Here is a 20,573-nt window from a genome sequence, read left to right on the forward strand (position 1 = left end):
CTCCTCAGTCCTTGCCCGGCGCGCCCTGTTCGGGCTTGAGGGCTTTGTCCTGGCCGATGCGGATCGCGGCGCCCGGGGTGAGCTTGAGTTGCCCGGCGGTAACCACCTGCTCCCCGGCTTGCAGGCCCTTGCTGACCACCACCACGCCGTCGCGGCGCTCGCCGGTCTGTACGGTGCGTTGTTCAGCGACTAGCAGGGGTTGGCCCTTGTCGTCGTTTTCCTGCTTGCCGTCCTTGTCCTTCTTCGGCGTGGCGACGTAAACCGAGTTGCCATACAGGGTGTAGGTAATGGCGCTTTCCGGCACCACCACTTGTGGCTGTGGGTTAGGCAGCAGCACCAACAGGCTGGCGAACATGCCCGGCAGCAGTTTGCCGTCGGGGTTGGCCAGGGTGGCGCGCACCAGTAGGTTGCGCGTGGTTTCCTCGACCTTGGGGTTGATGGCGCTGAGGCTGGCGGTGAAGGTCTGGCCGGGGTAGGCGGCTACCTGCACCAGCACCTGCTGGCCCAGGCTCAACTGCGGCAGGGCCTGTTCCGGTACGTTGAAGTCGACGTACAGGCTGGATGTGTCCTGCAGGGTGGCAATCACCGTGCCGGCGGCCAGGTACTGGCCGATGTCCACCTGGCGGATGCCGATGGTGCCGCTGAACGGGGCGTTGATGCTTTTTTTGATCTTCTGCGCCTTGAGTTGCTCGACCACCGCCTGGTTGCGGCGGTACTGAGTGGTAAGGCGGTCGAACTCGCCGCGCGAGATGGCCGAGTCGCCGACCAGCTGGATGCCGCGGCCGAAATCGACCTTGGCCAGGCCCAGGTCGGCCTGGGCGGTGCCAAGCAGGGCGGTTTCCTGGTCATCGTTGAGTTGCAGCAGTAACTGGCCGGCTTTGACCTGCTGCCCCGAGTCGAAGTGCAGGGCTTTGACGATGCCTTCCACCTCCAGGCTCAGCTCCACACCCTGCAGTGCCTTGAGGCTGCCCACGGCGGGTAGGCGCGCTTGCCACTGGCGCTGTTCGGCCAAGGCTGCCGCAACGGTGATGGGCGGCTTGGGGGCAGTGAACACCTGGATCTGCTGGTAGATCGAGAACGCCTTGTAGCCCCCCAGGGCCAGCACCATCAGCAGAACCACGGCCAACATGATGAGCATGCGGCGGCGTAGCATAAGTCCGGTTCCTTGGATTCGGTTGTTATTCGTTTAGACACGACAACGGGCGATCCTGCCCACGTGTGGATGGGGGAAGTATTGACTGTTTTTGGGGGGAGGGGCGTGAAATGCCTTCACTGGCCTCTTCGCGGGCAAGCCCTCTCTCACAGAAACCGCGTAGTCAGCGGATTGTACGGTCCCTGTGGGAGCGGGCTTGCCCGCGAAGAGGCCAGTGAAGGCCGCAGAAAAATCAGACGAGATGCAGGTGGTTGTCCCAGAAACCGGACGGCAGGTTCATCGGCTGCCCGACCAGTTCGGCCTTGCGGCAATCGTAGAACCGGCAACGGCCCTGCCCGGAGGTAACGACAAATCCATCCTTCACCGCGCCAACCCCAGCGCAATCGGGCATCGGTGCATCCAACCGCACCGCACCCGTGTCCAGGTCCCAGACAAACAACCGGTTGGCCCGTGGCGCAGTCAGCGCCACCAGCCGCAGCTCGCTGTGGATCGCGACACTGGCGGTGTACTGGGCCATGGCCTGCAACTGCCGCTCCGGCACCGGGAAGGCCTTGAACGGCTCGCCCGGGCGCTTGATCGCCAACAGCTCGGCCGTTTCATCGGCATCACCCATGAACTGCTGGCAGGCGGCGATGGTGCCATCGCTGCCCACTGCCAGGTGACGCACGCTGTTCATCTGCTGGGCCAGGGTTTCCTTACTCAGCAATGTGCCGTCGCGCTGCATCAGCACAAGGCTCGGTTCCATGGCATTGAGGTTCATCTCCACCCGGCTTTCGGCTTCGGTACGAATGCCGCCGTTGGCCACGATCAGCGTCTCGCCGTCGGGCAACCAGGCGACCTCGTGCGGTCCGATGCCATGGGTCGGGATCTCGCCGGTGTGTACCAGGCGTTCGCCCTCAAAACGGTACACGCCCAGCACGCCACGCCCAGGGTCGGTAGTATCGTTCTCGGTGGCATACAGCCATTCACCCCCTTTGTGCACCACGGCGTGGCCGTAGAAGTGCCGGTTCGGCTGCGAGGTCACGGTTTGCAGCAGGCGCCCGTCGCGCAAGTCGACCAAGTAGCTTTCGGTACCGGGGCGGCGGGCGACGAACAGGGCGATCGGCTGCTCGGGGTGGTGGATGATGGCGTGGCAACGCTGGGCGACCTGGGTGCTGAACACCTGGGTGCCGTCCAGGCGGAAACCCACGGCATAGTGCTTGCCGTCGCCATCGTCACGCGCCGAAAGCAGCAGGGGTTCGCTGCCTTTGTTGCGGAACAGGCTCCAGCCGCCCAAGGTCAGGGCACTGAGCAAAACGCTACCGAGTTTGAGGGCCTGGCGTCGCAGCATGATCAGTCACCGTCGTTGGCATTGAAGCCCAGCTGAATGTTCAACGCCTTGGCCAGGTCGCCTTCGTGCAGGCGATGGACAGCGTTGAGGCTGTCGTAGATCTGGTTCAGGGTTTGCTGGCCAGCGTCGTCCGCCAGCAGCTCGCCCAGCGACTTCTGGTTGTCGGCCAGCAGTTTGAGCGAGGTAGCGTAGGCGGCGTCGATCTTGTCCGCCAGCGCTTTCTGATCGCTGGACAGCAAGCCGCGCAGGCCCTGGTTGTCGACCCCGACCCAGACGGTCTCGGCCGCCTTGAGGGTGGCTTCCAGGCTCTTGAGCGAGGAGTGGCTGCGCCAGGCTTCGGCCTGCAACGGCTGCGGGATGCCCTTGCTCTGGCGGCCCATCGGCGCACCCAGCTTCTTCTTCAGAGTATCCAGGGCGGTGACCTGGGAGCGCAGCAGGTCGGCGATCGCCTCGTGGGAGTCGGCGTAGCGCTGGTTGGGGAACTTGGTCATCTGCGACAGCATGCCGTCGGTGCTGTTCCAGCTCTTGAGGATATCCTCGGCCAGTACCTTCTGGTGTTCACCAATGGCCACCAGCAGCGGGCAGTAGCGGGCTTTCTGCTCGGCAGTGGCAATGTCCGGCTTGCTGTCGAACAGGATGTACTCGTAGGCCGACAGGCCGCGTACCACCACGCTGGCCTTGCCCAGGGAAGCGACGTCTACCGGCTTGTCGCCGTTGACCAGCTGCTCGACCTGGCGGCCGACCAGGTTCTTCTTGTCGGGCCAGAACTGTACCTGCCAGGCGCGGTTGCCTTCGGCCAGTGGGCCGACCAGCAGCGGTTGCAGCTCGGCCCAGGCCTTTTGCGCCTTGAGGAAGTCGGCACGGGCCTTTTCCAGGTCTTCCTTGCCTTCGCAGTAGGCCAGGGCGCTGGCGGCCAGCGTGCGGTCGGCTTCGACCCAGCGGCTGTAAGTGGGCAGGATGACCTGCTTGGCGATGGCAGCGGAGGTGACGGCTTGCGGGTCCTGCGGCGAGCAGGCGCCGAGGGCGAGTGCAGCGAGGCTGGTGAACAACAGTTTGGGTCGGAACATGCCCGGCTCCTTAGCGCGTTTTAAAGTGAATTCAGGAACGCCAGCAGCGCAGTGCGTTGCTCGGCATTGAACGTGAGTACGAAGTTGCGTGCCGCCTCGGCTTCGCCCCCGTGCCAGAGCACGGCTTCCAGCAGGTTACGGGCGCGACCGTCGTGCAGGAACTGGCTGTGGCCGCTGACCGTTTCGCTCAGGCCGATGCCCCACAGGGGCGGGGTACGCCAGTCCTGGCCGTTGGCGGCGAACTCGGTGCGCTCATCGGCCAGGCCTGGGCCCATGTCGTGTAGCAGCAGGTCGCTGTAGGGGCGGATGACCTGGTTTGCCAACTCTGGCTCGGCAGCATCGGCGGCGGTGGTGAACTGCGGTGTATGGCAACCCTGGCAGCCGGCCTGGTAGAACAGGTTCTTGCCTGCCAGCACCTGCGGCGAGCCGACGTCGCGGCGGGCCGGCACCGCCAGGTTGCGGGTGTAGAAGGTGACCAGGCGCAGGATGTTGTCGCTGACTTCCTTTTCGCCATTGGCACCGTCGCCATTGGGCGCGGCGAGGCAGTCGGTTTGTGCCGGGGTGCAATCGTCTTTGGGCTGCAGGGTGCTGGTCAGGCCCATGTCGCCGGCAAAGGCGTGCACGTTCTGCTGGTTGACGTTGGGCTGCCCGGCTTTCCAGCCGAAGCGCCCGACCACGGTCTTGCCCAGGGCGTCGTCCCACACGCGGTTGGCTCGCCCGCGGATGCCGTCGTGGTTGCGGTCATCGGGGTCTTCGTTGGCCAGCAAGTCGGTTTCGGGGATGGCTTCGAGCAGGCCCAGGCCGATCATTGGTGGCGCCACCCGCGCCGAAAAGCGCGTGTCGGGGTGCATGACGCCGTAGCCGAGCTGGCTGATCTGCAGGGTCGGCTTGCGCAGTTCGACCTGATGGCCGTCCTTGAACGACACGGTTTCGCGGGTGTAACTCACCCGTACCTTGCCTTCCGGCGCCACACCGGGGATGGCCATGTCCTGCAGCTGAGTGCCGTACACCGGCTCAGGCACCACGCCCAGGCGCTCGATGACCTTGGCCAGATAGGGCTGGTCGGGGATCGACAGGCGCACCAACATGCCCACCGCGTTGCTATTGCCCGGCTCTGGCGGGTGGCCGCGGCCATCGCGCACATGGCAGTTCTGGCAGGCGTTGGTGTTGAACAGCGGGCCCAAGCCGTCGCGGGCGGTGGTGGTGGAAGGGGCGATCACCCAGGGGTTGCGGAAGAAACTGTTGCCCACGGCGAAGTCCACGCGACGTTCGGCTGCGAGGTTGGCCGAGGGCAGGGAGTAGGCGTTGCGGTCAGTCCGCTGCACGGTTGCCTTGCCGCCCGACAATGCTTCGCCGGGTTCGGCCTGGGTGAAACGCGGGGCGTCGTCACAGGCAGAGAGGGCGAGGACCAGCATCAGCGGGGAGAGTCGGGACAGCGACGAGGACATGCAAAATCCTGGGCGTGGACGAAAAACCGGCGTGCAAGCTTAGCAAAGTGGGGGTGTTTGAATAAGAGCAATTTGCAATTGCTGGATGAAATCGGTGTCAGAGGGCCATAAGCAAAAAAGGCGACCCGAAGGACGCCTCTTTTCAGAACCGCTACCGCAAGATCAGAATTCGTGATCTGCAGTGTCCGGGTTCAGGTTGGCAATACCCAGCTTGCCAGCCGCCTGCTCGATTGCACCGGTCTGCTTGACCAGTGCGGCGATCGCGTCACGCACGATCTGGTTGCCGGCAGCGTTGTCGGCCGCGATCAGCTGGTCGTAGTGCTCGCCTTTGAGGGCGTGGTCGACCATTACCTGGATCTTGGCTTCGGTGGCTTCCAGGTCGGCCTTGAGGGTGGCGTCGGCGGCCGGGTCGACCTTGGCTACCAGCGACGACAGGCTTGGGCCGGTCACCTTGGTACCGTCCGGGCGGATGTACTCGCCCAGGTAGACGTTGCGGATACCCTTGGCGTCGTAGAAGTGCGAGTAGTGGGTGTTGTCGCTGAAGCAGTCCTGCTCGTCTTCCGGCGAGTTGGCTTCCAGCGAAACCTTCATGCGCTCGCCCGCCAGTTCGCCCAGCGACAGGCTGCCCATGCCGAACAGCATCTTGCGCAGGCCGTCGTTGACAGGCTCCGCTTCCAGCTTGGCGCGGTAGTTGTCGGCGACGTTCGGCGCCCAGTTGCCGACCATTTCTTCAAGGTCGGTAACCAGCAGCTGGGTAACGGCTTTCAGGTAGGCACGGCGGCGCTCGTTGTGGCCACCGGTGGCGCCCTGGCCTTCCAGGTAGTCGGATGCCGGGCGGTTGCCAGCGCCTGGGCCGGTGCCGTTCAGGTCCTGGCCCCAGAGCAGGAATTCGATGGCGTGATAGCCCGTGGCAACGTTGGCCTCGGAGCCAGCCAGTTCGTTCAGGCTTGCCAGTTTCTCTGGGGTAATGTCCTTGACGTCGACCTTCTCCTCGCCCACCTGGATCTCGGTGTTGGCGATGATGTTGGCGCCGGCGGCCGGGTTGCCCAGGGCATGCTCGTAGCTCTTGTCGACATAGTCGATCAGGCCTTCGTCCAGGGGCCAGGCGTTCACCTGGCCTTCCCAGTCGTCGATGATGGTGTTGCCGAAGCGGAAGGCTTCGGACTGCAGGTACGGAACGCGCGCGGCGAACCAGGCTTGCTTGGCAGCCTTCAGGGTTTCGTCGTTGGGCTTGGCCAGGAACGCGTCCACTGCGGTCTGCAGGGTTTTGGCGGTGCTCAGCGAGTCGCTGTACACAGCATGAACCATTTCGGCGTAATGCTTGACCACGGCTTTGCCGGCGGCTTCGTCGACAGCCCCGGGCGCGGCAGCGGTGGTGCTGGCGACAGCAGGTGCCTGGGCTTGCGGCGCGGCGGCTTTGTCGCCCTTGCCTTCACCGCAGCCGGCGAGAGCGATGGCAATGGCCAGCAGACTGGCGGAGGCCAGAGGCATTCGAATCATTGTTGGTTTTCCTGCGTCGTGTGGTTGGACCAAGGGGTGGACCGTGCGCCGTGGCACGCGAAACCGCAACATCATGCGAAAGATTTGCATTTGCTGTAAAGAGGCGGCGTGCAATTCATGTAAATGGCGGTAAAGGCGTGTAACCGGGCAGGCGTGCTCAGAACATCGAAACTTGGTGACGCTGCGCCTGCTTCAGGAAACTGGTCAGCTCGCGGGCCGACAGCGGCTTGCTGTAGTGGTAGCCCTGGCCCTCGTGGCAGCCCTGGGCAACGATGTAGGTTTCCTGCTCGGCGGTTTCCACGCCTTCGGCGATCACCTGCATGCCCAGGCTCTTGCCCAGCTGGATGATGGCGCGAACGATGGTGGCGTCGTCATCGTCGTCGAGCAGGTCCTGGACGAAGCTCTTGTCGATCTTGATCTTGTCCAGCGGCAGCGATTTCAGGTAACTGAGCGACGAATAGCCGGTGCCGAAGTCGTCGATGGCAATCAGTGCCCCGGAACGGCGCAGGCTCAGCAGATGCTGGGCAGCGGTGCTGATGTCTTCCATCAGGCCGGTTTCGGTGACTTCCAGCTCCAGGCTGCGCGGCGGCAGGCGATAAGCCTGCAGCAGGTTGTTGACCACCCGTGGCAGCTCGCTGTGGTGCAGCTGTACGGTCGACAGGTTGACCGCCATGCGCAGCTCGCTGAAGCCCTGGTCGTGCCATTCGCGCAGTTGCCGGCAGGCTTGGTCCAGTACCCATTCGCCGATGCTGATGATGCTGCCGTTTTGCTCGGCCAACGGGATGAACTGGTCTGGCGGCACCATCCCCAGCTCCGGGTGCTGCCAGCGCAGCAGCGCCTCCACGCCGACCACGCGGTGGTCGCGGTAGCTGATTTGTGGCTGATAAACCAGGTACAGCTGGTTGCGTTGCAGGGCTTCGCGCAGGTCTTTTTCCAGCTCGCGGCGGCGGCGCATCTCGCTGTCGACGCTGGCGATATAGAACTGGTAGCGGTTGCGCGAACGGGCCTTGGCCAAGGTCATGGTCTGTTCGGCTTTTTGCAGCAGTTTCTCGGTGCTGTCGCCGTCTTCGGGGAACAGGGTAATGCCGATGGTGGCGCGCAGGCGGATCTGCTGGTGGTGGTCGAGGTCGAACGGCACTTCCAGGTCGTCGAGGATGCTTTGCGCCAGTTCGGCTGCCTCGTAGGGCTGCTCGATATTGGCTTGCACCAGGGCAAACTGGTCACCGCCCAGTCGCGCCAGGGCACCCAGCCGGCCACTGTGGGCGCGCAGGCGGTCAGCCAGGGCCAGCAGCAACTGGTCGCCCACCTGGTAGCTGAATTGCTCGTTGATGCCCTTGAAGTCGTCGAGACCCACGCACAACACTGCCACACGGTGCTGCAGGCGACCGCCGTCGACGAGGATCTTGTCCAGTTGCTGCTGCAGTTGCTGGCGGTTGGGCAGGCCGGTGAGGAAATCGTACTGGGCCATGCGTTGCAGGCTGTTTTCGGCCTCGTGACGCAGGTGGGTGTTGCGCTCGATCGAGGCCAGCAACTGGTTGGCGGTGTTGACCCACAGGCCCAGTTCGTTCTTCTCGTGGCCCTTGAGCAGCGGTATCTGGTGTTGACTGGGGCGGTCGGGGTTGATCTGAGTGAGGTGCTCGATGATCTTGGACAGCGGCTTGGTCAGCAGCCAGTGGTATACCAGGTACAGCACCAGGCCCATGGCCAAGGCCCGCAACACGCCGGAAATGAAGATGATTACCGCGTTGATCAGGAAATCTTCGCCGTAGGACGACGTGTCGAGGGTGATGCTGAGGTCGCCGTAGTATTCGCTGTAAGGGCCACGGCCGACCAGTTGTGTGGTGTAGGTGCGTTCCTGGCCGAGGATAAGATCGGTCAGCCAGCGCATGGACATGTCCTGCAGCGGGCGCGACTTTTCGGCTAGCATGGTTTCGTTGGGGTGCCCAATGGAGGCCATACGCACCGATTCGTCCTGGAACAGGCCTTCCATCACCTGCATGCCCATTTCGCGGTCGAGGCTGTACACCGCCTGGGTGGAAGGGTCACGGAACATGTCGAGGATGCGCTGGGCATCGTTGTTAACGGCCTGGCGGGTCTTGTAGGTGTCGTAGACGATTTGCGCACAGCTGAGCACCACGCCGACTGCCAGCGCCGACAGCAGCACGACCCTGAGCAACTTGACCGACAAGCTGTTCCGCAATTCCAGCTTCAATGGGGTTTCCTTAATCCATGCGCATGGCATCATTTTGCCATCAACGATGACGATACACTATCGGCCGATCATGAGCAGTTTATCGGTTGCCTGACCCCGCAACTTGAATGCGCTGTGTCAATCTTCCAGAGGTTTGATGTTAGCGCGCTATGCGGGCTGAGCAAGCAAAACCGTGTTGGCTTTCGTGGGCGCGGGAGGCCGGTATTGGCATAAAAAAACCCGGCACAGGGCCGGGTCTTCATGTTCAGGTCTGAATGACTCAGGCCTTGAAGGTCTTGCCTTCGAACTGTTCGGCAACGAAGGCCCAGTTGACCAGGTTCCAGAACGCCTCGACGTACTTCGGACGCAGGTTGCGGTAGTCGATGTAGTAGGCGTGTTCCCAGACGTCGCAGGTCAGCAGCGGGGTGTCGCCGCTGGTCAGCGGGCAACCGGCGCCGATGGTGCTGGCCAGGGCCAGGGAACCGTCAGCTTTCTTCACCAGCCAGCCCCAGCCGGAACCGAAGGTGCCAACCGAAGTCTTGGTGAACTCTTCCTTGAACTTGTCGAAGGAACCGAAAGCGGCGTTGATGGCGTCAGCCAGGGCACCGGTCGGTTGGCCACCGGCGTTAGGCGCCAGGCAGTTCCAGTAGAAGGTGTGGTTCCAGACTTGAGCGGCGTTGTTGAAGATGCCGCCCGAAGAGGTCTTGACGATCTCTTCCAGGGTCTTGCCTTCGAATTCGGTGCCTGGGACCAGGTTGTTCAGGTTCACGACATAGGTGTTGTGGTGCTTGTCGTGGTGAAACTCCAGGGTTTCCTTGGAGATGTGCGGCTGCAGGGCATCGTGGGCGTACGGCAGCGGCGGCAATTCAAAAGCCATGGTGGATCTCCTGATTCAGGTCTAGTTCGCGGTTTGCGCAGGGCCGATCACGGGCGGCCCTATGTACGTCGGCGAGTTTGTACTCTTTGCGACGCAAGGGCCCGATCATAGCACCAGCCCCGGCGCATAACCACGCAACAAACATAGGGAATAGAGGTTCCAGAGCGGTTGGGGTGTGCCGACCGGTGGTGTTCGGCTTACCCCTTGTGGCGCCTGGCAGATTGAGCGCCGCCCGCGCGGCGCTTCGCGGGGCAAGCCCGCTCCCACATTTGTTGCAACGTGCCGAACCTGTCAGGCAATGGTTGCCTGCCTTGGTGCCGGTCTTGAGGCAGGTGGGGCGGCATCAATGCCCATCTCGAAATCCAGTCATGCCAACAAGGCTGCCAACCATGGCCTCACAGGCATGGCCACGTTGCAACAAATGTGGGAGCGGGCTTGCCCCGCGAAGCGCCGCGCGGGCGGCGCTCGATCTGCCAGGCGCTAGAAATGTTGTGACAAGCCCAGGGTCAGTTGAAGATCAACTGCGCCGCCACCGCGAACATCATCACCGCCACCATCAGGTCGAGCATGCGCCAGGTTGCCGGGCGGGCCAGCCACGGTGCCAGCCAGGCTGCGCCGATGGCCAGGGTGGAGAACCACAGCAGCGAAGCACTGGCCGCGCCCGCCACGTAGGCACCGGGGGCGGTCTGCTGGGCGCCCAGCGAGCCGATCAGCAACACCGTGTCGAGGTACACGTGTGGGTTCAGCAGCGTCACTGCCAGGGCGCTTAGCAGCACTGCGCGGCGTGAGCGCATGCCTTGGCCTTCCTGGTGCTGCAGGCTCTGCCTGGAGCAGGCGCTGCGCAGTGCCTTGGCGCCGTACCAGATCAGGAACACCGCGCCGCCCCAGCGCGCGACCGCCAGCAAGGTTGGGTTGTGCGCCAGTACCGTGGCCAGGCCAAACACACCGGCAGCCACCAGTATGGCGTCACAGACGATGCACAGCGCCGCCACGGGCAAGTGATGTTCCCGGCGCAGGCTCTGGGCGAGGACAAAGGCGTTCTGTGCGCCGATGGCCATGATCAGGCCGAAGGCCACCAGCATGCCGTTGAGATAGCTTTGCCACATGGTGGGGCTCTCCAGAAAGGTCATAAAAGATGCTGGCTATTGTGATGACCGGCGCTGTATAAGAAAAACAAATAAAGCTGATAAGGCATTAGAGAAATCGATGTTCGACTACAAGCTGCTGGCCGCCCTCGCGGCGGTGATCGAACAGGGGGGGTTCGAGCGTGGGGCGCAAGTGCTGGGCTTGTCGCAGTCGGCCATTTCCCAGCGCATCAAGCTGCTGGAGGCACGGGTCGGCCAGCCAGTGCTGGTGCGTGCCACGCCGCCTGGCCCGACCGAGGTAGGCCGCCAGTTGCTCAACCATGTGCAGCAGGTGCGCCTGCTTGAACGTGACTTGCAGCGCCAGGTGCCGGCGCTGGACGAAGAGGGTATGCCGGAGCGCCTGCGTATCGCCCTCAACGCCGACAGCCTGGCCACTTGGTGGGCCGGCGCGGTGGGGGATTTCTGCGCACAGCAGAACGTTTTGACCGACTTGGTGGTAGAAGACCAGGAAGTGGGCCTCAAACGTATGCGTGCCGGCGAAGTGGCGGCCTGCCTGTGTGGCAGTGAGCGCCCGGTAGCGGGGGCACGCAGCCAGCCACTGGGCGCCATGCGCTACCGGGCACTGGCTAGCCCCGGGTTCATGGTGCGGCATTTTCCCAAGGGTTTTGTCGCCAGCCGCCTGGCCCGTACCCCGGCGATCGTGTACGGCCCGGACGACTTCCTGCAGCATCGCTACCTGGCATCGCTGGGCATCGAGGACGGTTTTCTGCATCACCTGTGCCCGTCCTCCGAAGGCTTCCTGCGCATGACCGAGGCCGGCCTGGGCTGGGGGCTGGTGCCCGAATTGCAGGCCCGGGAGCAACTGGCCAGCGGGCAGTTGGTGGAAATCTGCCGCGATACCCCTATCGATGTGCCGCTGTACTGGCATCATTGGCGCAATGGCGGGCAATTGCTCGCGCAACTGACCGACCACCTGCGGTACACCGCACGGCAATGGCTGGTGCCCTTGTAGCCACGGCTGGCGTCAGTTGCATCTGAAATCTGGCAAGACGGAGTCTTACATGCGAATTCTGGTCACCGGCGCGAGCGGCTTCATCGGCGGGCGCTTTGCGCGCTTTGCCCTGGAGCAGGGCCTGGACGTGCGGGTCAGCGGCCGCCGCGCCGAAGGGGTCGAGCACCTGGTCAAGCGCGGCGCCCAGTTCATCCCTGGCGACCTGAGCGATGCCGAGCTGGCCCGTCGCTTGTGCCAGGGCGTCGAGGCCGTGGTGCACTGCGCTGGCGCGGTGGGCAACTGGGGGCGCTACCAGGACTTCTATCAAGGCAACGTGGTGGTTACCGAGAACGTGGTCGAGGGCTGCCTAAAGGAGCATGTAAGGCGCCTGGTGCACCTGTCGTCGCCGTCGATCTATTTCAATGGCCGTTCGCGCCTGGATGTCCGTGAAGACCAGGTACCGCGCCGCTTCCACGACCACTACGGGCAAACCAAGCACCTGGCCGAGCAGAAAGTATTCGGCGCGCAGGAGTTTGGCCTGGAAGTGCTGGCGCTGCGCCCGCGCTTCGTCACGGGCGCCGGTGATGCCAGCATTTTCCCGAAGCTGATGCAGATGCAGCGCAAAGGCCGCGTGGCAATCATCGGCAATGGCCTGAACAAAGTTGACTTCACCAGTGTGCACAACCTTAACGAGGCGCTGCTCAGCGCCTTGTTCGCCGACGATAGGGCGCTGGGCCAGGCCTATAACATCAGCAACGGCCAGCCGCTGCCGCTATGGGATGTAGTCAACTACGTGATGCGCCAGATGCAGCTGCCGCAGGTTACCCGCTACCGTTCCTACGGCCTGGCCTACAGCCTGGCCGCGCTGAACGAGGCGGCCTGCATGCTGTGGCCAGGGCGTCCGCAACCGACCTTGTCGCGCCTGGGGATGCAGGTGATGAGCCGCGATTTCACCCTGGATATCAGCCGCGCCCGGCAGTATCTGGACTACCAGCCCAAGGTCAGCCTGTGGACAGCGCTGGATGAATTCTGTGGCTGGTGGAAGCACCTGCCGCCGGGGCAGTGAAGCCGCAGGGCTGACAATGGTCATCAATGCGCCGCGCTGGCGGTTTATACTCGTGCCTCTTTGCGACTACCGCGGTTGAATGTATCCATGCGTAACCATGCTCACGATGACTACGATGACGTGCCTACCTTGCGGGCGGGCACCGTTGATGATGACGAACTGATGCCGGCGCACGTCGTGCGCAGCCGCCAGAAGGCCGCGCGCGGGCCAAGCACGGCGCCGTTGTGGGCGTTGCTCGGTGCTTCGTTCATCGCCTTGGTAGGCCTGGGTTGGTGGAGCTTCCAGCAGATCTCGTTGATGGAGCAGCAACTGGTGGCGACCCAGGAAAGTTTTGCCCGCATCAGTGAAGAAGCGGCCGGGCGCCTGCAGGCGATCAGCGGCAAGGTGGATGCCAGCGAGTCTGGCGCTACCACCAGCAGCGAGGCATTGAAGCTTCAACTGCGTCAGTTGCAGAAAGGTGTGGCCGGGCAGACCGGTGACCTGGGCAAACGCCTGGAGCAGGTGCTGGCCGATACCCGTGAACAGCAGAAGGCTGTGACCGAGCTGCAAAGCCAGTTGCAGGCGCAGTTGAAGCTGGTGAATGGCGAACTGGCCGCGCTGCGTTCGGGCCAGGTGGATGGGGGCAAGCTGGATGCCCAGCTCAAGGGGTTGAACGAGCAGGTTGCCGCGCTGAAGGCCGCGCAGGTGGATGGCGGCAAGCTGGACGGGCAGCTCAAGAGCCTGGGCAGCGATATAGCGGCGCTGAAGAAGCAGGGGAACCCAAGCGCTGCCATTCAAGGCCTGGAGCAGGACATGCTGGTGCTCAAGAGCCAGATCGACAACCGCCCGGCTGCGGCGGCGTCCGGTGGTGCTTCGGTGCAGGAGTTCGATGCCTTCCGAGCTCAGATGACCCGGAACCTGAATACCTTGCAGAGTCAGATTCAGAACCTGCAACAGCAGATCAACGCCCGGCAGTGACACCGCAGGGGAGGGCGTTGCCCTCCATTCGCGGCACAAGGCCGCAAAGCGGCCCCGGCAATCTCGATTACAACCGAGGGTAATCGATGTACCCCACCGGCCCCCTGCCATAGAAGGTCTCGGGCCGCGCCTCGTTCAGTGGCGCATCCGCCGCCAGCCGCGCCGGCAAATCAGGGTTGGCGATGAACGGCACGCCAAACGCCACAGCATCGGCCTTGCCGCTGGCTAGCGCCGCATTGGCACTGGCTTTGTCAAACCGCTCATTGACGATGTACGGGCCCCCAAACGCTTCCTTGATCAGTGGACCAATGCTGTCATCGGCTTCCTTTTCCCGCGAGCAGATAAAGGCAATGCCACGCTTGCCCAGCTCACGGGCCACGTAGGTAAAGGTTTCGGCGCGGTCGGCATCGCCCATGTCGTGCGCATCGGCACGCGGTGCCAGGTGCACGCCCACGCGGTTCGCGCCCCACACTTCAATGGCCGCATCGGTCACTTCCAGCAGCAGGCGTGCACGGTTTTCCAGTGAGCCGCCATAGCGGTCGGTGCGCTGGTTGGTGCTGCTTTGCAGGAACTGGTCGAGCAGGTAACCGTTGGCGCCGTGGATTTCTACACCATCAAAGCCAGCCGCCTTGGCATTCTCGGCACCGCTGCGGTAGGCCTCGACGATGTCGATGATTTCTTCGGTTTCCAGCGCGCGTGGGGTGGGGTAGTCACTCAACGGGCGCACCAGGCTTACATGCCCCTTGGGCTGGATCGCGCTGGGGGCCACCGGCAGCTCGCCGTTCAGGTAGCTGGGGTGGGAGATACGGCCAACGTGCCACAGTTGCAGGAAGATGCGTCCGCCTGCGGCATGCACAGCCTTGGTGACGTTGTTCCAGCCACGTACCTGCTCATCGTTCCAGATACCGGGGGTATCCGGGTAGCCGACCCCCATGGCACTGACTGACGTCGCCTCGCTGAGGATTAGCCCGGCGCTGGCGCGCTGCACGTAGTATTCGGCCATCAGCGCATTGGGCACGCGGCCTTCGTCGGCACGGCAGCGGGTGAGTGGGGCCATGATGATGCGGTTGGGCAGTTGCAGGTCGCCCAGGGTGATCGGATCGAAAAGCGTGGTCATAGCGGTTACCTGCTTTGTCAAAGTGCTTGGCGCAGTTGTTCGAGGAACGCCTCGATGGTGGCTTCGTCGCGTTTGAAGAAGTGCCATTGGCCGATCTTCTGGCTGCGGATCAGCCCGGCGCGCTGCAAGGTGGCCAGGTGGGCAGAGACGGTCGACTGCGACAGGCCGCAGCGTTGGTCGATCTGCCCGGCACACACACCGTTTTCGGTGCTGTGGTACTGGTCGGGGAACTGCGTTGCCGGGTCTTTCAGCCAGCTGAGGATTTCTCGCCTGACCGGGTGGGCCAGCGCTTTTATGATTTCGTCGAGATCGAGAGGCATGGGTTGAGGCTCGTTGTAGCGGTATATCGCGATGGAGCGAAATGTAAATCGTCCGTTCCCGATATACAAATATGAAGAGGTTCTGAGCTGAGCACAAATCGCTATATCGCGTTATGACGATATAGGGGCGAGCGGTGCTAGACTGCGCGCATGAACTACCTTGCGCACCTGCACCTGGGCGGCCCGGCGCCGCAACAACTGCTTGGCAGCCTGTATGGCGACTTTGTCAAAGGTTCGCTGGAAGGGCGCTTCCCGCCTGCGCTGGAAGCGGCCATACGGTTGCACCGGCATATCGACAGCTACACCGACCAGCACCCGTTGGTGCTGGCTGCACTGGCGCGCTTTGCGCGCGAGCGGCGGCGCTTTGCGGGCATTGTGCTGGATGTGTTTTTTGACCACTGCCTGGCGCGGCATTGGCAGGATTATGCCGAGCAACCGCTGGCGCAGTTCACCGGTGATTTTTATCGGGTGTTGTTGGCGGAGCCCGAGCTGCCGGGGCGGCTGGCACGGATTGCGCCGTTCATGGCGGCGGATGACTGGCTGGGGGCGTATGGCGATTTTGCCACGCTGGAGCAGGTGTTCAACGGCATTGCCCGGAGACTGTCCCGGCCGGAAGGGATGGCCGGTGTGATGGGGGAGCTGGAGCGTTTGTATGAGCCGCTGATGGCGGACTTCCGGGAGTTTTACCCGCAGTTGCAGGCGTTTGCGGCGGCGGGGCGGATGTCTGACAGTTAGTTCTGTATTGGTAGTGCCGGCCTCTTCGCGGGTTTACCCGCGAAAGGGCCAGCACTGGTAGTGCAAATCCTCAGGCAGCCCGCGCTTGCCGCCGTGGCGCCAGCTCGACTTCCTCAACCCCAAACAACGCCAGGTGAATTGCCTGTTGCGCCTGCAACGCCAGCACCGCCCGCTCTTTACCTACACTGCCAATTGGCGCCAGCAGGTGAATGCAAACCTCCCCCCGTGGCTGGGCGAACAGGCGCATCAGGTGTGACACCAAATCGTCATCGCCAATGAACGGCGCAATCGGGTCGATCTGGCCATCGCGCAAGTACTGGATAGCCACCGGCTGCACCGCCACACCCCGGTCGATGGCGCCTGCCAGCAGCCGGCCGTGGAAGGTGCGCAAGGTGCGACCGCTGGTGGTGGTGCCTTCGGGGAAGATCAGCAGCGGCCGGGGCAGGCCCAGTTGCCCGGCGATCTGCTCGCGCAGGCGCTGGCTGTCGCCACCGCCACGTCGAATGAACAGCGTTCCGGCTTTTTCCGCCAGCCAGCCGGCCACCGGCCAGTGACGCACTTCGGCCTTGGACAGGAACGAGAGTGGCAGCAGCATGCCCAGCAAGGGGATGTCGGTCCAGGAAACATGGTTACTCACCCACAGCATCGGCCGCTGCGGCAGTTCGCCCACCACACGTATGTCGAAGGGCAGGGCGGCGACCAGGCGTTTCATGAACAGGCAGGTCCAGCGCTGGCGGCGTTCGATGGGGGCCTTGTAGCCCAAGCGTTCGCCAAGGGCGATCAGGCTGGCCATCAACATGCCCAGCAACAGCACCAGCAGCAGTCGAGCCAGGCGGGCCATTACCCGCAGCTTCGGCATCAGACTGCCGCCTTGAAGTGGCGAGCGTAGCGCGGGCAAAGTTCGTCGCGCTTGAGCAGGATGAACACGTCAGCCACCTGGAAGTCTTCGTCCCAGCACGGCTCGCCGCAAATTTTTGCGCCCAGGCGCATGTAGGCCTTGAGCAACGGTGGCATTTCGGCGATGACGTTACCCGGAAGGGCCAGGTTCGGCAGCGGGTTCTTCGGCTCGGCGCGCAGGTGCTCGGTGCACAGGTAACGGTCACGCAGGCGCTGCATCACGGCATGGGCCTGCACGCCGCCGTCTTGCATGGGGATGCTGGCACAGCCCATCAGGTAGCTGTAGCGGCCCTCGTTGAGCACTTCGGCCAGTTCGCCCCACAGCACGGCAATGGTGCCGCCGTTGCGGTAGTCGGGGGCGACGCAGGTTCGGCCCAGTTCGAGGATAGGCCCTTGCAGCTGCAAAAGACCGTGCAGGCGAAATTCTTCTTCACTGTAGAAGCGGCCCAGGCTGCTGGCGGCCTGGTGGTCGAGCAGACGGGTGGTGGCGACCAGCTCGCCGGTGCTCAGGTCGCGAACACCGATATGGCGGCAATGCACGTCGTAGTCGTCCATGTCCAAACCTTGCTCGGCACCCTTGAGCTTGGCCTTGAATTCTGCGCTGAACACTTTGTAGCGCAGGGCCTGGGCCTCTTGCAGCGCCGTGGCGCCAACCAGGCGTTCGGCTTGCAGACGGCGTTCAGTGCTGTTGTCGCCAGAGAGAGCGATCCGAGTCATTGCGAGTCTCCATAAGCCAGCCATGAAGGGTTGCGGCCGGTCGGCTTTGTTGTGCAAAGTCAGCCTAGGTAGGCGCGGTGTCACCCCTGTGAATCTTTGGTGATGCTTGCGTGACACCCCTAAAACCTCGACCAGAAAGCCCCAGCAAGGAGCCGTCAAATGGCCTGGTTGCAACGTCTGAACGACCCGCTTCGCCAAGCGCTGGCGGGCACCCTGGGCGAAACCTACGCCGCGCTGCTTGAGCGCCTCGGCCCGGTTGCCCCTTTTGAACTGGCGGTGTTGGGCGGGCGTGCGATGGCCACGCCGGGCCTGGCGTTCTTGGTGGGTTACCAGGCAGCCTTGCGCGTGCTATGGCCCAGTGCCCCGCCAAGCCTCGGCGCCCTGTGCGCCACCGAGCGGCGCAGCGTGCGGCCAGCGGACATGCATACGCGGCTCGACAACTTGCGGCTCACGGGCAGCAAGGATTTCGTCACGGCCGGGCTGGATGCCGAGTGGCTACTGGTGGCGGCACGTAGCGAGGAGGCTGGCGCGGCGCCACAGTTGAACCTGGCGGTGGTCTATCCCGGGGAGCCGGGTGTAACGCTGGAGCCGCTACCAGTCCTGCCGTTGATGCCGGAAGTGGGCCATGGCCGGCTGGTGCTGGAGCAAGCCGCATGCGAGTTGCTGGCCGGTGACGGTTGGGATGCCTATGTGAAACCGTTCCGCTCGCTGGAAGACTTGTATGTGCTGGCGGCGTTGACGGCCTGGTTATATGGCGTCGGACAGGAGTGCGCCTGGCCGCAGGGGTTGCGGCTGCAATTGCTTGGGTTGCTGGCCGGGTGTACCGAGGGCAGCCGGCAGTGTGCCGACAGTGTGGGGTGCCATTTGCTGCTGGGTGGGTTGTTTGCGCAGTTCCAGGCGTTGCGGGGGGAGGTTGATGCGGCACTGGCAGCGGGGCCGGCGCATTGGGCGCAGATCTGGCAGCGGGACCAAGGGGTGATGGCGCTGGCGGCGGCGGCCCGGGAGAAGCGGCTGAACAAAGCTTGGGCTGCTGCGGGATTGTCATGAATGCCTGATAGTTTTTCATGAACTTCTGACTCCAGGGGCTGCGCAGCAGCCCCAAATTTGCGAGCCTTGAACCGGATGCTGAAAGGTCTGCTGCTGCTTTTTTGCATGGCTATGGCAACCGCCGAGGCCGAGGACTGGCCTGATCCGCAGTGGCAGACCGACCCTGACACCCTCAACTGGCAAGCCGTCGACACTTACGCCTTCCCCGCCCGCACCCCTGATCGCAGCGGCATCCGCACCGACGCCCTGCTGATCATCCGCGACGGCCGCATCCTCCACGAACGCTATGCCGCCCCCACCACTGCCGCCACCGCACACCTGACCTGGTCGGTCAGCAAAAGCGTGCTCGCCACGCTGATGGGCGTGGCCCAAGGAGAGAGACGCTTCCAGCTGCAAGATCCGGTTACACGCTTCTATCCCGCCATGCGCACCCACCCGGGCGTGCGCATGACCGACCTGCTGCACTGGGCCAGTGGCCTGGACTGGCAGGAAGACTACGAATATGCCCCGCTCAAGTCCTCGGTGGTGGCCATGCTGTATACCCGTGGCCACGAAGACATGGCGGCCTACACGGCAGCACGGGGTGCGACGGCCAGCCCCGGCCAGCGGTTCCTCTATTCCAGTGGCGACAGCAACCTGCTGGCCGCCGCACTGCGCGGCATGCTCGATGCCGGGCAGTACGCCGAATACCCCTGGCACGCATTATTCACCCCGCTGGGTATCGACAGCGCGGTGTGGGAACGTGACCAGGCGGGCACCTACGTGGGCTCTTCCTACCTCTACCTCAGCGCCCGTGACCTGGCCCGTGTCGGCTTGCTGATGCAACGGGAGGGGCGGTGGCAAGGTCGGCAACTGCTACCCAAGGCCTGGGTGGCCTTCAACCGTACACCGTTTGCCCATGCCGAACCTGTCCCCGCAGAGGCCAACCCAGGCGGCCACTGGTGGCTCAACCAGCCGTTGGCCGGCGCTACGCGGCCCTGGCCAAATGCGCCCGCAGACACCTTCGCCGCCCTGGGCCATTGGGGCCAGGCGCTGTACATCTTGCCCACGCAAAAGCTGGTGATCGTGCGCTATGCCGATGACCGGGACGGTGCTTACCAGCATGACGAACTGCTCAAGCGAGTGCTGGCCGCACTGGCCGGGGAGGGGGCATGAAGCGCGTACTGCTACTGGTGGTGCCAGGGCTGGTGTTCTGGGCCTGGTACGAGCGTCAGGCCCTGGCAGACTTCCCCGGTATCCTCTCGGCCTACTCGGCCAAGGAATACTGCTCGTGCCGCTTCGTCATGGGCTTCGAGCAGGCGTATTGCCAAGGCTATGTAAAACAGTGGCTGCCGCTGAGCCTGCTTGAAGAAAACACCCCGCAGCGGCACATCACTGCCGAGGGCCTGGGGCGGCGCAACCAGGCTGTCTGGCTGGGCCCGCGCGAGGGCTGCCGCTTGCTGCCATGAAGGCGGGCGGGTAAGGTTGGCGGCCTGGTTTCACGAGATCTGTCATGTTCAAGCTGCCCCGTCTTTTGCCCGCCCTGCTGCTGGCTTTGTGCCTGCCCGCCCACGCCAATTGGCACCTCGATGGCGAATCGTCGCGCCTGTCTTTCATTACCGGGAAGAACGGTGACACGGCCGAGGTGCATCGCTTTCTGGTGCTGCATGGCAAGGTCGACCGCAAGGGCGCGGCCGGCTTGAGTATCGAGATGGATTCGGTCAGCAGCGGCATCCCGCTGCGTGACGAGCGTATGCGTGACGACCTGTTCGAGGTCGAACGTTTTGCCGAAGCCAAGGTGCAGGCGCAACTGGACCTGCGGCCAATCAACGACCTGGCCAACGGTGCCCAGATCGAACTGCGCCTGCCGCTTACCGTTACCCTGCATGGCCAGTCGCACAGCTACAACGCCCTGCTGCTGGCCACGCGTCTGGATGAGCGACGCTTTCAGGTGGTAACCCTCGAACCCCTGGTGCTATGTGCCGAGGATTTCGGCCTGCTGCCTGGGCTGCAAACCCTGCGCAAGCTCGCCGGGCTCAAGTCCATCAACCCGTCGGTGCCGGTTAGCGCGGTGCTGATCTTTACCGCCCGCTGAC

At 63.7% G+C, this 20,573-nt stretch carries 20 protein-coding genes; 8 read left to right on the plus strand and 12 right to left on the minus strand.

Annotation, left to right across the window (positions count from 1 at the left end):
* Positions 1 to 4 precede the first annotated feature (4 nt).
* From D8767_RS05750 to D8767_RS05785, 8 genes are all read right to left on the minus strand, one after another.
* A complete protein-coding gene (locus D8767_RS05750; RefSeq protein WP_016713596.1) occupies positions 5 to 1,153 on the minus strand; it encodes an efflux RND transporter periplasmic adaptor subunit in 1,149 nt (382 codons plus the stop codon).
* 232 nt (positions 1,154 to 1,385) lie between these two features.
* Positions 1,386 to 2,483, minus strand: coding sequence for a DUF1513 domain-containing protein (locus D8767_RS05755; protein ID WP_016713597.1), 1,098 nt, complete (start codon positions 2,481 to 2,483; stop codon positions 1,386 to 1,388).
* Between the two features lie 2 nt (positions 2,484 to 2,485).
* The gene (locus D8767_RS05760; protein ID WP_016713598.1) at positions 2,486 to 3,550 is read right to left on the minus strand and encodes an imelysin family protein; all 1,065 of its coding nucleotides are present in this window, start codon (positions 3,548 to 3,550) and stop codon (positions 2,486 to 2,488) included.
* Between the two features lie 20 nt (positions 3,551 to 3,570).
* Positions 3,571 to 4,998: a di-heme oxidoredictase family protein gene (locus tag D8767_RS05765; protein WP_016713599.1), complete on the minus strand. Its 1,428-nt coding sequence runs from the start codon at positions 4,996 to 4,998 to the stop codon at positions 3,571 to 3,573.
* A 162-nt stretch (positions 4,999 to 5,160) separates the two neighbouring features.
* Positions 5,161 to 6,498, minus strand: coding sequence for an imelysin family protein (locus D8767_RS05770; RefSeq protein WP_122048286.1), 1,338 nt, complete (start codon positions 6,496 to 6,498; stop codon positions 5,161 to 5,163).
* 157 nt (positions 6,499 to 6,655) lie between these two features.
* Entirely contained in the window at positions 6,656 to 8,710 is a 2,055-nt protein-coding gene (locus D8767_RS05775) for a bifunctional diguanylate cyclase/phosphodiesterase (protein WP_016713601.1), read from the minus strand.
* A 259-nt stretch (positions 8,711 to 8,969) separates the two neighbouring features.
* On the minus strand, positions 8,970 to 9,566 hold the full coding sequence (locus D8767_RS05780; RefSeq protein ID WP_012274023.1) for a superoxide dismutase: 597 nt from the start codon (positions 9,564 to 9,566) through the stop codon (positions 8,970 to 8,972).
* 506 nt (positions 9,567 to 10,072) lie between these two features.
* Positions 10,073 to 10,672 carry a LysE/ArgO family amino acid transporter gene (locus tag D8767_RS05785; protein WP_016713602.1) on the minus strand — a complete coding sequence of 200 codons (600 nt, stop codon included), beginning with the start codon at positions 10,670 to 10,672 and terminating at the stop codon, positions 10,073 to 10,075.
* A gap of 100 nt (positions 10,673 to 10,772) precedes the next feature.
* On the opposite strand from D8767_RS05785, the gene D8767_RS05790 reads away from it, so the two are divergent.
* From D8767_RS05790 to D8767_RS05800, 3 genes are all read left to right on the plus strand, one after another.
* Positions 10,773 to 11,663 carry a LysR family transcriptional regulator ArgP gene (locus D8767_RS05790; protein ID WP_016713603.1) on the plus strand — a complete coding sequence of 297 codons (891 nt, stop codon included), beginning with the start codon at positions 10,773 to 10,775 and terminating at the stop codon, positions 11,661 to 11,663.
* A gap of 49 nt (positions 11,664 to 11,712) precedes the next feature.
* Positions 11,713 to 12,708: an NAD(P)-dependent oxidoreductase gene (locus tag D8767_RS05795; protein ID WP_016713604.1), complete on the plus strand. Its 996-nt coding sequence runs from the start codon at positions 11,713 to 11,715 to the stop codon at positions 12,706 to 12,708.
* A gap of 87 nt (positions 12,709 to 12,795) precedes the next feature.
* Positions 12,796 to 13,665 carry a hypothetical protein gene (locus D8767_RS05800; protein ID WP_016713605.1) on the plus strand — a complete coding sequence of 290 codons (870 nt, stop codon included), beginning with the start codon at positions 12,796 to 12,798 and terminating at the stop codon, positions 13,663 to 13,665.
* Between the two features lie 67 nt (positions 13,666 to 13,732).
* On the opposite strand, the gene D8767_RS05805 is transcribed toward D8767_RS05800, so the two are convergent.
* Positions 13,733 to 14,782: an alkene reductase gene (locus tag D8767_RS05805; RefSeq protein WP_016713606.1), complete on the minus strand. Its 1,050-nt coding sequence runs from the start codon at positions 14,780 to 14,782 to the stop codon at positions 13,733 to 13,735.
* Between the two features lie 17 nt (positions 14,783 to 14,799).
* Positions 14,800 to 15,102 (minus strand): helix-turn-helix transcriptional regulator, encoded by a 303-nt coding sequence (locus tag D8767_RS05810; RefSeq protein ID WP_016713607.1) that lies wholly within the window; start codon positions 15,100 to 15,102, stop codon positions 14,800 to 14,802.
* 150 nt (positions 15,103 to 15,252) lie between these two features.
* Here D8767_RS05810 and D8767_RS05815 point away from each other — a divergent pair, with 150 nt between their 5' ends.
* Positions 15,253 to 15,837 carry an ACP phosphodiesterase gene (locus D8767_RS05815; protein ID WP_016713608.1) on the plus strand — a complete coding sequence of 195 codons (585 nt, stop codon included), beginning with the start codon at positions 15,253 to 15,255 and terminating at the stop codon, positions 15,835 to 15,837.
* Positions 15,838 to 15,907: 70 nt separating this feature from the next.
* Here the strand turns inward: D8767_RS05815 and D8767_RS05820 are convergent, their stop codons facing one another.
* Positions 15,908 to 16,696, minus strand: coding sequence for a lysophospholipid acyltransferase family protein (locus D8767_RS05820; protein ID WP_016713609.1), 789 nt, complete (start codon positions 16,694 to 16,696; stop codon positions 15,908 to 15,910).
* A complete protein-coding gene (gene olsB / locus D8767_RS05825; RefSeq protein ID WP_016713610.1) occupies positions 16,696 to 17,451 on the minus strand; it encodes an L-ornithine N(alpha)-acyltransferase in 756 nt (251 codons plus the stop codon). The genes D8767_RS05820 and olsB overlap by 1 nt, the downstream gene beginning before the upstream one ends.
* A gap of 159 nt (positions 17,452 to 17,610) precedes the next feature.
* On the opposite strand from olsB, the gene D8767_RS05830 reads away from it, so the two are divergent.
* The 4 genes from D8767_RS05830 to D8767_RS05845 all read left to right on the plus strand — a co-directional run bounded on the left by D8767_RS05830 (position 17,611) and on the right by D8767_RS05845 (position 20,572).
* The gene (locus D8767_RS05830; RefSeq protein ID WP_016713611.1) at positions 17,611 to 18,498 is read left to right on the plus strand and encodes a hypothetical protein; all 888 of its coding nucleotides are present in this window, start codon (positions 17,611 to 17,613) and stop codon (positions 18,496 to 18,498) included.
* 75 nt (positions 18,499 to 18,573) lie between these two features.
* Positions 18,574 to 19,653 (plus strand): serine hydrolase, encoded by a 1,080-nt coding sequence (locus D8767_RS05835; protein ID WP_016713612.1) that lies wholly within the window; start codon positions 18,574 to 18,576, stop codon positions 19,651 to 19,653.
* Positions 19,650 to 19,946, plus strand: coding sequence for a hypothetical protein (locus D8767_RS05840; RefSeq protein WP_016713613.1), 297 nt, complete (start codon positions 19,650 to 19,652; stop codon positions 19,944 to 19,946). The genes D8767_RS05835 and D8767_RS05840 overlap by 4 nt, the downstream gene beginning before the upstream one ends.
* 44 nt (positions 19,947 to 19,990) lie before the next feature.
* Complete coding sequence (locus D8767_RS05845) at positions 19,991 to 20,572, plus strand: YceI family protein (RefSeq protein WP_016713614.1); 582 nt, start codon at positions 19,991 to 19,993, stop codon at positions 20,570 to 20,572.
* Position 20,573 lies beyond the last annotated feature (1 nt).

It is taken from the genome of Pseudomonas sp. LTGT-11-2Z, assembly GCF_003691445.1.
Lineage (GTDB): Bacteria > Pseudomonadota > Gammaproteobacteria > Pseudomonadales > Pseudomonadaceae > Aquipseudomonas > Aquipseudomonas monteilii.

What these genes read in the sequence shown, in the direction of transcription:
- D8767_RS05750 (WP_016713596.1), bottom strand. Translation starts at nt 1,153, where the DNA reads ATGCTACGCCGCCGCATGCTCATCATGTTGGCCGTGGTTCTGCTGATG.
- D8767_RS05755 (WP_016713597.1), bottom strand. Translation starts at nt 2,483, where the DNA reads ATGCTGCGACGCCAGGCCCTCAAACTCGGTAGCGTTTTGCTCAGTGCC.
- D8767_RS05760 (WP_016713598.1), bottom strand. Translation starts at nt 3,550, where the DNA reads ATGTTCCGACCCAAACTGTTGTTCACCAGCCTCGCTGCACTCGCCCTC.
- D8767_RS05765 (WP_016713599.1), bottom strand. Translation starts at nt 4,998, where the DNA reads ATGTCCTCGTCGCTGTCCCGACTCTCCCCGCTGATGCTGGTCCTCGCC.
- D8767_RS05770 (WP_122048286.1), bottom strand. Translation starts at nt 6,498, where the DNA reads ATGATTCGAATGCCTCTGGCCTCCGCCAGTCTGCTGGCCATTGCCATC.
- D8767_RS05780 (WP_012274023.1), bottom strand. Translation starts at nt 9,566, where the DNA reads ATGGCTTTTGAATTGCCGCCGCTGCCGTACGCCCACGATGCCCTGCAG.
- D8767_RS05785 (WP_016713602.1), bottom strand. Translation starts at nt 10,672, where the DNA reads ATGTGGCAAAGCTATCTCAACGGCATGCTGGTGGCCTTCGGCCTGATC.
- D8767_RS05790 (WP_016713603.1), top strand. Translation starts at nt 10,773, where the DNA reads ATGTTCGACTACAAGCTGCTGGCCGCCCTCGCGGCGGTGATCGAACAG.
- D8767_RS05795 (WP_016713604.1), top strand. Translation starts at nt 11,713, where the DNA reads ATGCGAATTCTGGTCACCGGCGCGAGCGGCTTCATCGGCGGGCGCTTT.
- D8767_RS05800 (WP_016713605.1), top strand. Translation starts at nt 12,796, where the DNA reads ATGCGTAACCATGCTCACGATGACTACGATGACGTGCCTACCTTGCGG.
- D8767_RS05805 (WP_016713606.1), bottom strand. Translation starts at nt 14,782, where the DNA reads ATGACCACGCTTTTCGATCCGATCACCCTGGGCGACCTGCAACTGCCC.
- D8767_RS05810 (WP_016713607.1), bottom strand. Translation starts at nt 15,102, where the DNA reads ATGCCTCTCGATCTCGACGAAATCATAAAAGCGCTGGCCCACCCGGTC.
- D8767_RS05815 (WP_016713608.1), top strand. Translation starts at nt 15,253, where the DNA reads ATGAACTACCTTGCGCACCTGCACCTGGGCGGCCCGGCGCCGCAACAA.
- D8767_RS05820 (WP_016713609.1), bottom strand. Translation starts at nt 16,696, where the DNA reads ATGCCGAAGCTGCGGGTAATGGCCCGCCTGGCTCGACTGCTGCTGGTG.
- olsB (WP_016713610.1), bottom strand. Translation starts at nt 17,451, where the DNA reads ATGACTCGGATCGCTCTCTCTGGCGACAACAGCACTGAACGCCGTCTG.
- D8767_RS05830 (WP_016713611.1), top strand. Translation starts at nt 17,611, where the DNA reads ATGGCCTGGTTGCAACGTCTGAACGACCCGCTTCGCCAAGCGCTGGCG.
- D8767_RS05835 (WP_016713612.1), top strand. Translation starts at nt 18,574, where the DNA reads ATGCTGAAAGGTCTGCTGCTGCTTTTTTGCATGGCTATGGCAACCGCC.
- D8767_RS05840 (WP_016713613.1), top strand. Translation starts at nt 19,650, where the DNA reads ATGAAGCGCGTACTGCTACTGGTGGTGCCAGGGCTGGTGTTCTGGGCC.
- D8767_RS05845 (WP_016713614.1), top strand. Translation starts at nt 19,991, where the DNA reads ATGTTCAAGCTGCCCCGTCTTTTGCCCGCCCTGCTGCTGGCTTTGTGC.